We start from the raw sequence: 13,798 nt of genomic DNA, 5'->3' as shown, positions 1-13,798 counted from the left end.
AGAAAAGGATCTTCATCCTCTCCCGGAGAAGGTGACAGCAGCCCACCTACGGGGATCCCCGCCAAACCTAAAATGGGAAAACCGCGATCTCTGCCTTTGTGTCTGGATCCCCCCCTCTACGGCCTGCCGAGCCGAGTGTGACCGGATTTGCAGCCCTTAAGGCGCGCCACCTGCTGTTGGCCTTCTTGGTGATCAACCTGGGGGTAGGCTTGGGAGCCATCGCCTTGGCCCAGCTGTTTCATCTCCCATCTGACGATCCTCTGCTGGCCGACTTTGTCTATTGCGCTACATTTGTCCTCACCTGTATCTGGAGCTGGCGACGGGGGCAGCAAGCCCATCTGCAGATGAGACGGCTGTGGGGCAACTGGCGGGCTGCTATTCCTTGGGGATCCCTGCTGCGGGTGGTGCCGGCTTTGGTAGTGCTCTCCATCGGCACAACTTTACTGATGATCTACGTAAACTACCCGACTCCGACCGCTAAGCGGTACGGAGCGGGCTTTCAGTAGCCCTGAGCCTGCTCTGCTCTACCAGAGAACAAAACAAGCCCGGACCTCCAGGCTGGTTTACGGCAGCCCCCAAGAGCGCAATCACATTCGCACCATTCAAATCCGCATCCCCTTCCCATCCACAGTGTCCACACTTAAACTTCTTTCCACTGCGGTAGGATTGCGCAGGGTCGGGATGGATGTGTAAACACTTGTGACAGGTCTGCGACGTGTAAGCAGGCGGCACAAGAACCAGAGAAACCCCTGCAACCCTCGCCTTGTATTCCAGAAATTGACGTAGTTGGTAGAACGCCCAACTGTTGGCCCTGCGCCGCTCGGCTTTGCTGCGCGGCTGTTGATTGACTCTTTTCCGGATCCCTGTCAGGTCTTCCAGGGCGATAGCGCTGTTGGTAGCCTTTGCCCTGGAGACAATAGCTTTGGAGATGCGATGATTGACCCACGTTTGAAAGCGTCTCTCCTTGCCAGACAGCCGTTGCAGCAGTTGACGGCATCTGCGCCGCGAACTGCGTGTGCCCTTACTGGCTTTGCGTTGGAGTGCCGCCCTCAGCTTGGAGTAGTGGTCTCGGATTCGGTTCAACTGCTGTCCATTCCAGTTATCACCCTCTGACGTATGGGCAATATCCGTCCTCCCCAAGTCCACCCCCAGCACTCTACCCGTGCGTTGCGGTGGGGATGGCTCCGTTTCCACACAGATCTGAATAGAGTAGGAGCCGTCTTTACGCTTGACCAGAGTGGCAGATTTGGGATTGGAGCCCGCCAGCCGTTCTCTCTGGTAGCGGCCAATCGCCAGCTCAAAGCGCTCCCGACCCTCCACCGTGGTCAGCGACACCGTCCAGTCTTTCTCGCGGAACGAAAAGATACGTGCATCGTAGGTAGCGAAGCCACCCTTGAACGTTTTGACGGGGCGGTTTTTCTGTCGGGCAACTTTACGGGCGCCGGCCAGCCGTCTGCAGACCTGCTGGTCGCGTAAGCGGGACGTAGTCCTTGCCAAGTTACTGGACAAGCCGAACCGGGCGCGGATTTCGCGGTAGCACAGAGACTGGAGCTTAACGGCGTTGACGACTTTCTCTGGCGTGTTTTGGTTGACCCAATTCAAGGCTTGGCCGAAAGCATCCAATGTCTCGTCCAATTTGGCGGCTTGCGACGGGGACACCTTGAGCTTGCAGGATATGCTCAGGACTTGGCTCATAAGTTCATTGTACTTCATCAAAGCGCATTCCTCCCGACACTGACCCTACGGGTACAGTGCGGGGCTCCTGCGATTTCTAGCTGACAGAAGAGCGCTGCCGTGGGATCCCCATGGGAAGTAGCGGAGGTTTGATTGATAAGGAATGCAAAGAAAACGCCAAAAACTGTCACTCGATCTCGGGAAAAAGCTGTGTGGATGGGGATATCCTGAAATAGGCAGCAACAGATTCCAGTGCAAAGTTTAGCTGTGGCTCGCTGGCCGATGGGGTAGTCGTTGGGCCGGGGGTCAGCCCAGAGGGTCAACATGGAAAGGCGGTCTTTTCTGCAAAAACTCCTCCTGGTTGCTGCCGGTCTTGGCCTATCCCCTGGCTGGTTGAGGGGCCGGGCTGAGCGATATGGGCAAGCTTTGGCGGCTGGCTCCCGCAAGCTGGCTGTTCTCATCGGTATTAACCGCTACCTTGGCGAGGGATCCGCGCTACAAGGGTGTTTGACAGATGTGGAGTTGCAGCGGGAGCTACTCCTCTATCGCTTTGGTTTTGACCCGGCAGACATTCTCACCCTTACCGATGGGGCAGCCACGCCGGCTGGGATCCAATCGGCCTTTGCAGAGCACTTGGGGGGTCAAGGGCACACGGCTGAAACAGTGGTGGTGCAGTTTAGCGGCTATGGCCAGTGGCGGCTGGGATCCGCGCCCAACTGTTGGCAGCCGGTGCTGCTGTTGTCTGGCTCTGAGGGAGTGGCAGCAATGGAGCTAGACAGCTTTTTCCGGCTTTTGGAAGGCTTGGGCACTGCCCAGATCACCACCCTTCTGGACTGTGGCTTTACCTATGTCTCGCCGTCGGTGCGAGGCAACTTGCAACTGCGTTCCCGTCCCCCAGCCGCGATCTCGGACTCCAAGGACTCCGTCCCGCTGGCGCGATCGGAGCCGCAGCGGGTTTGGCCGTCTCCGCCCAAGGGCTTGCTGATTTCGGCCACCACCCCGCAAGACTTGGCAGCAGAAGCCGCTTGGCCAGGATTCTATGCCGGGGTACTCACCTATCTGCTGACGCAGTACCTGTGGGAAACCACGCCTGCCACCCGTCTGCTGGTGGCCTTTAACCAGGTGGTCAGCCGGCGGGAGCTGGGCCTCTTCGCCTGCCAACGCCCCACCTTGGAAGGCAAAGACACTGCTCGACACATCCACCCCTATTTTCTCATGCCCACACCGGCAGGGGTCAGCGGGGTAGTTCAAGAAGTGAAGGGAAATCGGGCTCAGGTGTGGTTAGGCGGGATCCCATCGGCGGCCCTGTGTGGTTTGCAGCCGGGTACTCTTTTGGTTCCCATTCCCGCCGATCCTTCCGCCTCTTCGCCGACGCCGCTGCTCATGCGTTCTCGCAGTGGGCTGTTGGCTCAGGTTCAGATGGCCAGTCCGGAAGGGCAGCTTCCCCCTGTGGGCACACCTTTGCGGGAGCAGCTGCGCGGCCTCTCCAGCACGCTCAAGCTTTTGGTTGGCCTAGAGGAGAACCTGGGCCGCATTGAAAAGGTGGATCTGACCAATGCCATTGCCGGCTATAGCTGGATGGAAACGGCCAACCCCCGCGAGCGACAGGTGGACTGTTTGTTGGGCCGCATCACCCCGGAAATGGCCGCTGCTTTTAGGACTCCGTCCCGCTGGCGCGAACGGTCGGATACCCTGCTCAAACCCCTGGAAGTGAACAGCTACAGCCTGTTCTGGCCGGGGCGAGAATTGCTCCTGAATTCCTGTGGCCCAGCAGGAGAGGCTGCAGCAATGGCCGTCCAGCGGTTAGCTCCCCGTCTTGCCCATCTGCTGGCTGCCAAACGTTTGCGCACCACCCTCAATGCGGTTTCCTCTTCCTTGGCGGTGGTGGCGGAGTTGGCCGTCAAAGGTAGAGCTGCCAATCGCGCCAGCGGGACGGAGTCCTTAGCTCCCTCGTTGGCGGCACGCCTTGTCCAGTCCGCAACTTCCGCTCCTGCTGAGGTGGGTATGCAGCGGTTTACGCGAGGGGATCCCTTGCATCTCACCCTTTGCAACAACAGCGAGCAGGATCTCTACGGCTACCTGTTGCTGATCGACCCGACCGGACAACTGCACCTGCTGGCCCCCCTGCCTCAGGACAACTTCACCACACCTCTTCGCTTGGAAGCCAAGAGCAGTTTAACTTTGCCACCCTTGCCGGAGGTCGATGGCGAGCTGCGCTCTGCTGTGAGCTCTGACTTGCTCACCTGTCATGCCCAAGGGCTGACGGAGCTGTTGTTTGTGGCCAGCACCCGCCCCCTGTCCGCCAGCTTGGAAGCCCTCAAGGCTATGGCCCGCAAACTGGGGGTAGCCCGTTCGCCGATGTTGCTCAATGGGCCGCTGGAATGGACGCAAACGCTCCTCGAGGAGTTGACTCAGCGTGCCTCCGATCGCGCCAGCGGGACGGAGTCCTTAGGGGATCCCGACTTGCGTTGGCTGGATCCCGCCCAATCCATCACCCTTTCCCTTACCTATTTGCTGGTTTAGCTCAGCAGCAGGGCAAACAAGCCACAGAGGGCAATACCATCGAAAACCCCGGCCCCGCCAATGCTGAGAATGCCAGAGCAGTTGCGCCGCAGGACTTCTGGCAGATGCAGGAGATCTGCCCCGATCACCGTGCCCAAAACTCCACCAGCAAAGGCCACTGCCGGTGCCTGGTCCCCTGCCCAAAACAGAGCGGCTAAGGCTGCCGTAGCCGGGGCAATCAAGGGGTTCATTTGAATGCCGATCCCCGGCACCACGTGGGAAGCATAGTAGCTGACCAAGGTTACCAGCGCCGTCACCGCCAGGATCAGCACGCTGTCGGCCCGCCCAAATTGATATAGGGCCAAGAGCACCGGGATCAGCCCCCCGCCCACGTTCAAGGCAATCACCGTCTCCTGGGAAAGCTTGGTCAAAGGGATCCCCCAGAACTGCCGCATCCACAAGCTAGCTAGGTCTTCTACCAGCGTCACCTCGCATTTCACCCGATAGAGGGGAATATTGACCGAGCTGCCCACCAGGATGGCCAGCAGCAGTAACAGCGCTCCCTCCCGCGAGAACCCCAGCTTTCCCACCGCCAGCGCCACCACATCCACTGCCAGCCCCAGCCAGAGGAAAGGCAGCAGCAACACCAGCATGAAAAACAACAGCAGCGAGACCGGCAGGTAGAACATGGCAGGGATCCCAACTTTTCTTCAGCCTATCAGGACTCGGTTCAACTTTTCTCAGCTGCGTGCCCCCTGAGAAAGTTAGGTTTGCAACTAAACTTTATTCGTTTCAGGATCTCAAAGGCCAAAAATGAGGTTGCGAATATCCCGATCGCGTTAGCGGGACGGAGTCCTTGAAATATTGCAGCCAGCCCTCCAGTCGCCAGGAGTTTTAGCCATAACGATTTGATAGCGCGGATCTCCATAAAACCGAATTTTGATGTGATTAGATTCTTCAACAGTCTCGAAGCAAAGGTCGCGCAGATACTGTTCAGTATGAATGTTCCACTTGCGGTAGTCTCTGAAGATGTAGCCCTACAGGACAGGCCGGCAGAGGTGCTGCAGATCCTGGGCTAGGCATGGCCCGCTACTACGGGAATGGGGGGATGCCTGCTGGCGAGACTCCGCCACACCAGGGATCCCAGCCCAACAGCCACTCTGGTCGCAGGGACGCCGTTCCCCAAGGCGCGGCAAACGAGCCCCAGCAGGACAGACCACAGCAAAACAACCAATACCCACAAGACTAGACCCAACAGCGGGCCCGCCAAGCCTGCTTCCAGATTGGTCAAAAACTGAAGGCCACCATCACCAACATCAAGGGCAACGAAGTTACTTTCCAGATTTGAAGATATCAGAGAAGATAGCAGAATCGGCAAAGTCCAGCTGCTCTGGGCGCAAAGCAAGACAGAGCTCTCGAAAAATTTGAGTTAACCGCCTATCATGCAGACCATCATCATGACTGTGGGCACCTCCTTGCTCACCAACCTTGACAAAGACCTGCAGCCGCAGCGCCCCTGGGTGGGACAAAAAACCATCGGGGATCCGGAGCAAGCGCTGGCCTGGATGAAAAGAACCGATCTGGAGCTGATCAGCGCCGATCGCGCCAGCGGGACGGAGTCCTTAACCAACACCTACTACCGCCTGGATCCCACCCCCGGCGATGCTTTGGTTCTGCTGCACTCCGCAATGGGCTGGAGTGTGCCCGGATTTTGAAGCTCTTCTTTGAAAGAGAACTGGGCCAACAACAGGTTTCTCTGGTGCCCCTTCCCGGCATCGACTACGAGCTAGAGGGATCCTCTCTGGAGCGGATGGCCGAGCTGTTGAAACAGTTGGCAGAGAGCGCCAAGGGGATCGTCACCTTTGCCGCCACCGGTGGGTTCAAAGCCCAAGCCATGATCATGGCTGTGGTGGGCAGCCAATTGGGGATCCCAGTTTGCTACATCCATGAGCAATACAAGTCTTTGGTCTACCTGCCCTACCTACAGCCGGAAGTTCAGCCCCGGATCCCTCGGGCAGGTCTTCCCGATCGCGCCAGCGGGACGGAGTCCTATCGCGCCAGCGGGACGGAGTCCTTTTCAGGCCGACCTCGCTCCGAAGTCATCCAGCTGCAGGTCGACAGCAGCCACCACCGTCCTCGCAGCTGGGTCAAGGTGGAAAAACTCCTGCGAGACATTCCCTGGGTGGATCTGGTCCGCTACGACCCGCACGCTTACTCTGCCCCCAAAAACAGCCTCAAAGCTGCAAACCGCAAAACAGAGGACGGCCGCCACATTCTGTGGATCCACCTCCACGAGAGCCAGGACACCCACCTTGCTGTCAGGGTAGAGACCACCGGTTACACCCCTGAGCACCTGGAGCAGGCCGCCGCTGAGTTGCGGGAGCGCTTGGGTCGTCTGGTGTGAGTTCCCCCCAGGGAAGGAACAGGCCAAGATCCACCCCCGGCCTTTCGCGAGGTGAGCGCGGGGCATTTTGTGGCTTGTCACCTGGTGCCCTAGGTAGCCCTCAAGGGATCCCGGCCACGCCGGTTTGGCGGGCAGCCTGGATTACCGCAGCGGCCACCTGAGGAACCACCCGCCCGTCGAAGACCGAGGGGATGATCCACTGGGGATCCAACTCTTCGGCAGGGATCAAGGCAGCAATGGCCTGAGCGGCAGCCACACACATCTCGGTGTTGATCTGCTTGGCGCGGCAGTCGAGGGCGCCGCGAAACACGCCCGGAAAGGCCAGCACGTTGTTGATTTGGTTGGGGTAGTCGCTGCGGCCCGTGGCCATCACTGCCACCCGATTGCCCACCAGCTCCGGCTGGATCTCGGGCACCGGGTTGGCCAGGGCAAAGACGATGGGATCCGGTGCCATTTTTTCTACCATCTCCACTGTCAGGGCATTGGCCACGCTCACCCCAATAAACACATCCGCTCCCACCAAGGCTTCCGCCAGGGATCCCTTCTCCTCGACGGCAATGGCCGCCTTCTCGGGGGTGAGATCGGAACGGGAGCGGCTAAGGATCCCTTGGCGGTCGCAGACCAGGATGTGGGCTGCCCCGGCCCGCCGCAGCAGTTGCGTCACGGCAATGCCGGCTGCCCCGGCCCCGTTGAGGACAATGCGCACCTCGTCTAGGCTCTTTTTCACCACTTTCAGGGCATTCAGCAGCGCCGCCAGCACCACAATGGCGGTGCCGTGCTGATCGTCGTGAAACACCGGCAGGTTGAGGCGGGCCTTGAGCTGAGACTCAATGGCAAAGCAGCGAGGGGCGCTGATGTCTTCCAGGTTAAAGCCGCCAAATCCCGGCGCCAGGCGCACCACCGTCTCTACAATTTCCCCCACCTCCTGAGTGGCCAGGCACAGAGGAAAGGCATCGATATCGGCAAAGCGCTTGAACAGCGCCGCCTTCCCCTCCATCACCGGCAAAGCTGCCTCCGGGCCGACATTCCCCAAGCCCAGCACCGCACTGCCATCGGTTACAATGCCTACACTGTTGCCCTTGATGGTGTACTCATAGACCGCGGCGGGGTTGGCAGCAATTTCTAGGGAAACCCGCCCCACCCCCGGCGTGTAGGCCATGGCCAGATCGGCGGCGCTCTCCAGGGGGCTTTTGGCCACCACCTGCAGCTTTCCCCCGCGGTGCAGCTCAAAGGTGCGGTCCACCACCCGCTCCACCTTCACATTGGCCAAGGAGGCAACGGCGGTGTAAATTTGCTGAGCATGCTCGCTGCTGACGGCATCTACACAGATTTCTCGCACCGTTTCTGCTGCCGATTGGTGGATGAGATCGATCTGGCTGAGGCTGCCTCCCACTTCCGCAATGGCCTGGGTGACGCGGGCTAGGGCTCCCGGCTGGTTGAGCAGGCGAATGCGCAGGGCAATGCTATAGCTAGAGCTGGGGGTAAGTTTTGTCATAGCTCCCTATGGTAGACGAAAAATCCGCTTCCGACTTGCACACCCTGGCCAACTGGCTGGAGGGCTACTACAGCAACCGCACCCAGGCGATGGCAGAGCCGGTGTGGTTTGTGCCGGTCAGCCTTTGGTACGTGCGCCTTCCCCACCTGTTCTCGGAGGGGATCGGCTTTTTTACCGAGCAATTTAACCAGCACACGCCGGGCCAGTTTTATCGCAGCCGGGTGCTCCAGGTATTGGGGGATCCCTTGCGGATCGAGAACTACAAATTGCGGGATCAAGCAGCTTGGGCAGGTGCCTCTCAGGATCCGCAGCGCTTGGCGCAGCTCTCCTTGGCCGACCTGGAGCATTTGCCCGGTTGTCGCATTTTGGTGGAAAAGCGCCCAGACTGCTACCACGGCGAAATGCTGCCAGGTGGAGAATGTCGTCTGAACCCCGGGGATAGCACCTATATCCACATCGAGTTCGACCTCACCCCCAGCGAATTCATCACCTGGGATCGGGGCTTTGACGCCGCCACTGGCCAACAAACCTGGGGATCCCGCGCCGGACCCTACCGCTACCAAAAAGGGATCCCACCGGCTCCTCTTCAGGTCTGAACCTTCAAAACAGGAAGGGAAACAGATCTCGAAACCCTTTGCGCAGCCTGAGCAAAAAGATCAGCCGCTCCACCTCTGGAGAGACAGATCCGGTTTCGGGCCGAGCTGCCAAGGCTTCCTGGAGTTCTAGAGCTTCGGCGGCGGTGAGGGGCTGATTATCGACCGGAGAGGGAGCCCGCAAATCTGGCTGGGCCCGCAACACCTCTTCCGGGATCTCATCGGCAGGGGGCAGTGCCCAAGCTTCCGGCCAAAGCAGCAGCAGACCCGCGCAGCAGCCCAGTCCTGCACTCCAGAGCCGTTGGCCCATCCGACCGGTTCTCCTAGCGTTGTCCACTGAACTCCACCCCTTGAAGGGATCCCTCCCAACCTTTCCCAACCCCTCGACCTGTTGCTGGGGGAAAGGGGGGGATCCCTTTAGCTGGCCATGGCTTCCGAGCGCTCTTGGATCACCCGATCCACGATGCCGTAAGCCTGAGCTTCCGTGGCCGAGAGGTAAAAGTCTCGCTCCACATCCCGCTCGATTTTCTCCAGCGGTTGGCCGGTGGTTTGCGCCAAGATCTCGTTCATGCGTCGTTTGACTCGCAGAGTTTCGCGGGCGCGAATTTCAATGTCGCTGGCTTGGCCTTGGATCGTGCCCAGAGAAGGCTGGTGCAGCATGATGCGGGAGTGGGGCAGGGCAAACCGCTTGCCCTTGGTGCCAGCAGCCAACAAAAAGGCTCCCATTGAAGCTGCTTGGCCCACGCAAACCGTAACGATATCTGGCTTGATGTGGTTCATGGTGTCGTAGATGGCCATGCCCGCCGTCACAGAGCCACCGGGAGAATTGATGTACATCACAATGTCCTTTTGCGGATCCTGCGAGTTGAGGTAGAGCATCACCCCCACGATGGTATTGGCCAAGCTATCGTCAATGGGCTCGCCGATAAACAAAATCCGCTCTTGGTACAGGCGATCGTCAAGGCTAATCCACTGGCTATAGGGCTCGCCGGGCAAACGGTAGGGAACCCGAGGCACTCCAATCGGCATAAGTTTCTCCTGGCAAAGTATGAAACACAGAACGACGCGCTTGTAAGATATCTTCCGCGCTCAAATCCAGCTGGGGCAAAACCGAGGAAACAATGCGTCCAGATCCAGTTTTGACCTCGCCTTCGTATTCTCCGCCAACCCAGCGCACCGCGGAAACGGACTGCTTGGCTGGATCCACTGGGATCCCACGGGCAGCGTAATCTTTGCGCTTGTCTTGATAATCGTGTTTTTCATTGTCTACTCCGGGGGAAACGACTTCCACCACCAACAGCGGCAGGGGCATGTGCAGGCAAGGATTCCGCAACCGTTTCCCAGCAAGCTCACATAGCGGGATGCAAAGCCATCACCTCTGGATTGCGCAACCGAGCCTTGGCTGCGGGCACTTCGACCTCAACTTGGCCCAAGCTCAGGCGTTGGATGGGCAAAAACTTGAGCAATTCCGCAACCAGAAACAGCTCAATGAGGGTGTTGATGCGCTCCTCGGTTGGCACTTCCCGAATAGACCCGTCTTCAAGTTCAATCCGTCCTCCATAAGGCCAGTCCGTGAGGTGGAGGTACTCCTCCGCCGTTAAAGGCTGTACGGGAACTTGAACCATGGACGGATCCCTCTGCTTTAGTTTTTGGCTGCTGCCAACTTCGGCACGCCTTTGGAACTGGTCAGCACCTGATCGATGAGGCCGTAGGCTTTGGCTTCCTCTGGTGTCATGAAAAATAGCCGCTCCGTGTCCTTCTTGATGCGCTCCATAGGCTGGCCCGTGCTGCGGGACAGTTGCTCCAGCATCATGTTGCGCAAAGTCAGAATCTCGCGGGTGCGAATTTCGATGTCGCTGGCCTGTCCACGGGTGCCCCCATAGGGCTGGTGGAGCACGATCGTGGCATTGGGCAGACTGGCCCGAAATCCTTTGGCTCCTGCTGCCAATAACATGGCCGCCATCCCAATGGCATTGCCGATGCAGATAGTATGCACAGGCGGCTTGATGTAGTTCATGGTGTCCAGAATGGCAAAGGCCGCTGTGTCGTAGTTATAGGTGCCCGTCGAGTTGATGTACATCTTGATCGGCTTTTCCCGATCCTCGTACTGCAGATACAGCAGTTGCTCGATGATCAGCTTGGTGACGTTGGCATTCGACTCCTCTGCAAGGGGCAAGCCCAGGTAGACAATGCGCTCCTGCAGCAGCAGCGAAGCCAAATCTGGGGGTGGGGTACGAACCGGAGCGCCGCCATAGTAGTAGTAGGTCGATTGCACCATGCCAGAGATCTCCTACGCCTGGGTCTGTTCAACTGAAAAACACCAGAAAAACAACACTTGAGGACCACAAGGGATCCGCAGCATCCCAACGGATCCCTTGCAGTCTGAGGACCTCTCAAAGCCAGCTTTACTCCGCCCCTTGAGGCAAGAGAACCCGCTCCGGCTCCGTGACCAGCACCTTGGGCTTGCGCTCCTCATCCACATCGATGAGCACCTCCGATCCCTCCCGGACATGCCCAGTCAGGATCTCTTCCGCCAGGATGTCTTCCAGCAGGCGTTGGATGGCGCGGCGCAGCGGGCGTGCCCCGTAGCTGGGGTTATACCCCTCCTCCACCACCAAGTCTTTGAAGCGGTCGCTGACCGTAAGGCGGATTTTCTTCTCCGTCATGCGGTCAAACACTTCCTTGAGCAGGATGTCGGCAATCTGCTTCACCTCATCCTTGGTCAGTTGCCGGAAGACGATGATCTCGTCCACGCGGTTGAGGAACTCCGGACGGAAGTACTGCTTCAGCTCCTCGTTCACCAGGTTGCGGATGCGGTTGTAGTTGGCATCCTCGTCGTTGGTGTTGAACTCGAAGCCGAGGCTACCGCCGCCCTTCTCGATGACCTTCGAGCCGATGTTAGAGGTCATCACGATCAGGGTGTTCTTGAAGTCCACCGTGCGGCCTTTGGCATCGGTCAGGCGGCCATCCTCCAGGATTTGCAGCAATAGGTTAAACACATCCGGGTGCGCCTTCTCGATCTCATCGAAAAGCACCACCGTGTAGGGGCGACGCCGCACCGCTTCTGTGAGCTGACCCCCCTCGTTGTAGCCCACATAGCCCGGCGGGGATCCGATCAGCTTGCTGACCGTGTGCCGCTCCATGTATTCCGACATGTCGAGGCGGATCATGGCCGACTCGGAGCCGAAGAAGTAGGCTGCCAAAGCCTTGGTCAGCTCGGTTTTGCCCACCCCTGTTGGGCCGGAGAAGATGAAGCTGGCGATGGGGCGGTTGGGATTTTTCAGCCCCACCCGAGCGCGGCGGATGGCCCGGGAGATGGCCCGCACCGCTTCGTCTTGGCCGATGATGCGCTGGTGCAGGGTTTCTTCCATGTTCAGCAGCTTCACTGACTCGCTCTCGGTCAGCTTGGCCACCGGCACCCCCGTCCAGGCGCTGACCACTTGGGCCACGTCCTCTTCGGTTACCTCAGGCATTTCGCTGCGGCTGCTCTCCTCGGCTTTTTTGGCAGCGGCAATGGCGCGGATCTGCTGCTTGATCTCCATCTCCCGATCCCGCAGCTCACCAGCCTTGTCGAAGTTCTGGGCCCGCACCGCAGCGTCTTTCTCCTTGAGCACTCGCCGCAACTCTTGATCCAGCTCCCGGGCCGCCGGGGGCAGTTGAGAGTTGATCAGGCGCACCCGCGAAGCAGCCTCGTCGATCAAATCGATGGCCTTATCTGGCAAGAACCGGTCGGAGATGTACTGGTCGGCCAGCTTGGCTGCCGCATCCAAGGCGGCATCGGAGATCTTCAGCTTGTGGTGCTGCTCGTAGCGCTCCCGCAAGCCAAACAGGATCTCGATGGTCTCGGAGACCGTCGGCTCGCCCACCATGATGGGCTGGAAGCGGCGCTCCAGAGCAGCATCCCGCTCGATGTGCTTGCGGTACTCATCCAGGGTGGTGGCGCCGATGCACTGCAGCTCGCCGCGGGCCAAAGCAGGCTTGAGGATGTTGGCGGCATCAATCGCCCCTTCCGCAGCCCCGGCCCCGATCAGGGTATGCACCTCGTCGATGACCAGGATGATGTTGCCGGCATTGCGGATCTCATCCATGATTTTCTTGAGGCGCTCTTCAAACTCGCCGCGGTACTTGGTGCCGGCCACCAGCAAACCAATATCCAGGCTGATCACCCGCTTGTCGGCCAAAATATCCGGCACATCCCCCTGCACGATGCGCTGGGCCAAACCCTCGGCGATGGCGGTTTTGCCTACCCCCGGCTCGCCAATGAGGACGGGGTTGTTCTTGGTGCGGCGGCCCAAGATCTGGATCACCCGCTCGATCTCCCGCGTCCGACCGACCACCGGATCCAGCTTGCCCTCCTGGGCCAGTTGGGTGAGGTTGGAGCCGAATTCGTCCAGGGTGGGCGTTTTGGTGCGGCTGGAGGATCCCCCCCCTGCCGTCACTTCGGCAGTCTCGCCCAACATGCGGATCACCTGGGTGCGCACCTTGGACAGATCCACCCCCAGGTTTTCCAAAACGCGGGCTGCCACCCCTTCCCCTTCTCGGATTAGTCCCAGGAGCAGGTGCTCAGTGCCGATGTAGTTGTGGCCGAGCTGGCGGGCCTCTTCTAGGGAGAGTTCCAGCACTCGCTTGGCGCGGGGAGTGAAAGGGATCTCGACGGCCACAAAACCGGATCCCCGACCGATGATTTTCTCGACTTCAATGCGGGCGTCCTTCAAGTTCACTCCCATGGACTTGAGAACTTTGGCGGCGACCCCAGTGCCCTCGCCGATTAACCCCAACAAAATTTGCTCGGTGCCAACGAAATTGTGACCTAACCGTCTGGCTTCTTCTTGGGCCAGCATGATCACCTTGATGGCTTTTTCTGTAAAGCGTTCAAACATGATCCTCGGGCTCCCTACGCCTGCATCAAGGCGGACTTGATAGGGGTAATCCTAGCACAAGTTCTGGCGAAACCAAGGGACGGTAAATACCCCAGACGGAAGCTGTCTGGGGCCAAAACGCGCCTGGAGAGATTTGAACTCCCGACACCGTGGTCCGTAGCCACGTGCTCTAGTCCACTGAGCTACAGGCGCAAAAGGGGCGGGCCAACCACGGTTGACTGTCTGTCCATACTATCTGTCCATAGTTACT

General features: G+C 59.2%; 14 protein-coding genes and 1 tRNA gene. 5 read left to right on the top strand and 10 right to left on the bottom strand.

All coding sequences use genetic code 11. From position 1 onward, the window contains the following. Positions 1-137 precede the first annotated feature (137 nt). Complete coding sequence (locus CYB_RS02950; RefSeq protein WP_041436236.1) at positions 138-506, top strand: hypothetical protein; 369 nt, start codon at positions 138-140, stop codon at positions 504-506. On the opposite strand, the gene CYB_RS02945 is transcribed toward CYB_RS02950, so the two are convergent. After that, a complete protein-coding gene (locus CYB_RS02945) occupies positions 478-1,695 on the bottom strand; it encodes an RNA-guided endonuclease InsQ/TnpB family protein (protein WP_011432266.1) in 1,218 nt (405 codons plus the stop codon). The two genes, CYB_RS02950 and CYB_RS02945, sit on opposite strands and share 29 nt — an antisense overlap. A gap of 303 nt (positions 1,696-1,998) precedes the next feature. Between CYB_RS02945 and CYB_RS02940 the strand changes: the two genes are divergently transcribed. Further along, positions 1,999-4,197, top strand: coding sequence for a caspase family protein (locus CYB_RS02940; protein ID WP_011432265.1), 2,199 nt, complete (start codon positions 1,999-2,001; stop codon positions 4,195-4,197). On the opposite strand, the gene CYB_RS02935 is transcribed toward CYB_RS02940, so the two are convergent. Next, positions 4,194-4,865, bottom strand: a complete 672-nt coding sequence (locus tag CYB_RS02935) for a DUF1614 domain-containing protein (RefSeq protein WP_011432264.1) — start codon at positions 4,863-4,865, stop codon at positions 4,194-4,196. The two genes, CYB_RS02940 and CYB_RS02935, sit on opposite strands and share 4 nt — an antisense overlap. Positions 4,866-5,633: 768 nt before the next feature. On the opposite strand from CYB_RS02935, the gene CYB_RS15320 reads away from it, so the two are divergent. Then, a complete protein-coding gene (locus tag CYB_RS15320) occupies positions 5,634-5,891 on the top strand; it encodes a hypothetical protein (protein ID WP_238376877.1) in 258 nt (85 codons plus the stop codon). Continuing rightward, on the top strand, positions 5,888-6,580 hold the full coding sequence (locus CYB_RS02925) for a putative CRISPR-associated protein (RefSeq protein ID WP_011432261.1): 693 nt from the start codon (positions 5,888-5,890) through the stop codon (positions 6,578-6,580). Before CYB_RS15320 ends, CYB_RS02925 begins: the two co-directional genes overlap by 4 nt. 100 nt (positions 6,581-6,680) lie before the next feature. On the opposite strand, the gene CYB_RS02920 is transcribed toward CYB_RS02925, so the two are convergent. Beyond that, positions 6,681-8,075, bottom strand: a complete 1,395-nt coding sequence (locus CYB_RS02920; RefSeq protein WP_011432260.1) for a malic enzyme-like NAD(P)-binding protein — start codon at positions 8,073-8,075, stop codon at positions 6,681-6,683. 8 nt (positions 8,076-8,083) lie between these two features. Here CYB_RS02920 and CYB_RS02915 point away from each other — a divergent pair, with 8 nt between their 5' ends. Further along, positions 8,084-8,671 carry a chromophore lyase CpcT/CpeT gene (locus CYB_RS02915; RefSeq protein WP_011432259.1) on the top strand — a complete coding sequence of 196 codons (588 nt, stop codon included), beginning with the start codon at positions 8,084-8,086 and terminating at the stop codon, positions 8,669-8,671. A 4-nt stretch (positions 8,672-8,675) separates the two neighbouring features. Here CYB_RS02915 and CYB_RS02910 read toward each other — a convergent pair whose 3' ends face one another. From CYB_RS02910 to CYB_RS02880, 7 genes are all read right to left on the bottom strand, one after another. Then, the gene (locus CYB_RS02910) at positions 8,676-8,978 is read right to left on the bottom strand and encodes a hypothetical protein (protein ID WP_011432258.1); all 303 of its coding nucleotides are present in this window, start codon (positions 8,976-8,978) and stop codon (positions 8,676-8,678) included. 107 nt (positions 8,979-9,085) lie between these two features. Further along, on the bottom strand, positions 9,086-9,697 hold the full coding sequence (locus CYB_RS02905) for an ATP-dependent Clp protease proteolytic subunit (protein WP_011432257.1): 612 nt from the start codon (positions 9,695-9,697) through the stop codon (positions 9,086-9,088). Continuing rightward, entirely contained in the window at positions 9,645-9,980 is a 336-nt protein-coding gene (locus tag CYB_RS02900; protein WP_049749557.1) for a Uma2 family endonuclease, read from the bottom strand. Before CYB_RS02900 ends, CYB_RS02905 begins: the two co-directional genes overlap by 53 nt. Before the next feature lie 37 nt (positions 9,981-10,017). Continuing rightward, positions 10,018-10,293: a hypothetical protein gene (locus tag CYB_RS02895; protein ID WP_041436231.1), complete on the bottom strand. Its 276-nt coding sequence runs from the start codon at positions 10,291-10,293 to the stop codon at positions 10,018-10,020. A 17-nt stretch (positions 10,294-10,310) separates the two neighbouring features. Further along, entirely contained in the window at positions 10,311-10,946 is a 636-nt protein-coding gene (locus CYB_RS02890) for an ATP-dependent Clp protease proteolytic subunit (RefSeq protein WP_011432256.1), read from the bottom strand. 127 nt (positions 10,947-11,073) lie between these two features. Then, entirely contained in the window at positions 11,074-13,548 is a 2,475-nt protein-coding gene (locus CYB_RS02885; protein WP_011432255.1) for an ATP-dependent Clp protease ATP-binding subunit, read from the bottom strand. 118 nt (positions 13,549-13,666) lie between these two features. Next, positions 13,667-13,740, bottom strand: a tRNA-Arg gene (locus tag CYB_RS02880). Positions 13,741-13,798 lie beyond the last annotated feature (58 nt).

Source organism: Synechococcus sp. JA-2-3B'a(2-13) (genome assembly GCF_000013225.1).
Classification (GTDB): domain Bacteria; phylum Cyanobacteriota; class Cyanobacteriia; order Thermostichales; family Thermostichaceae; genus Thermostichus.
Note: the sequence above shows the minus strand (reverse complement) of the source record. Positions and strands in the feature narration are given on the sequence as shown.

Bases quoted from the DNA above. Each gene is read 5' to 3' on its own strand.
- CYB_RS02945 (WP_011432266.1), bottom strand. From the start codon at position 1,695: ATGAGCCAAGTCCTGAGCATATCCTGCAAGCTCAAGGTGTCCCCGTCG.
- CYB_RS02940 (WP_011432265.1), top strand. From the start codon at position 1,999: ATGGAAAGGCGGTCTTTTCTGCAAAAACTCCTCCTGGTTGCTGCCGGT.
- CYB_RS02935 (WP_011432264.1), bottom strand. From the start codon at position 4,865: ATGTTCTACCTGCCGGTCTCGCTGCTGTTGTTTTTCATGCTGGTGTTG.
- CYB_RS15320 (WP_238376877.1), top strand. From the start codon at position 5,634: ATGACTGTGGGCACCTCCTTGCTCACCAACCTTGACAAAGACCTGCAG.
- CYB_RS02920 (WP_011432260.1), bottom strand. From the start codon at position 8,075: ATGACAAAACTTACCCCCAGCTCTAGCTATAGCATTGCCCTGCGCATT.
- CYB_RS02915 (WP_011432259.1), top strand. From the start codon at position 8,084: ATGGTAGACGAAAAATCCGCTTCCGACTTGCACACCCTGGCCAACTGG.
- CYB_RS02910 (WP_011432258.1), bottom strand. From the start codon at position 8,978: ATGGGCCAACGGCTCTGGAGTGCAGGACTGGGCTGCTGCGCGGGTCTG.
- CYB_RS02905 (WP_011432257.1), bottom strand. From the start codon at position 9,697: ATGCCGATTGGAGTGCCTCGGGTTCCCTACCGTTTGCCCGGCGAGCCC.
- CYB_RS02900 (WP_049749557.1), bottom strand. From the start codon at position 9,980: ATGCCCCTGCCGCTGTTGGTGGTGGAAGTCGTTTCCCCCGGAGTAGAC.
- CYB_RS02895 (WP_041436231.1), bottom strand. From the start codon at position 10,293: ATGGTTCAAGTTCCCGTACAGCCTTTAACGGCGGAGGAGTACCTCCAC.
- CYB_RS02890 (WP_011432256.1), bottom strand. From the start codon at position 10,946: ATGGTGCAATCGACCTACTACTACTATGGCGGCGCTCCGGTTCGTACC.
- CYB_RS02885 (WP_011432255.1), bottom strand. From the start codon at position 13,548: ATGTTTGAACGCTTTACAGAAAAAGCCATCAAGGTGATCATGCTGGCC.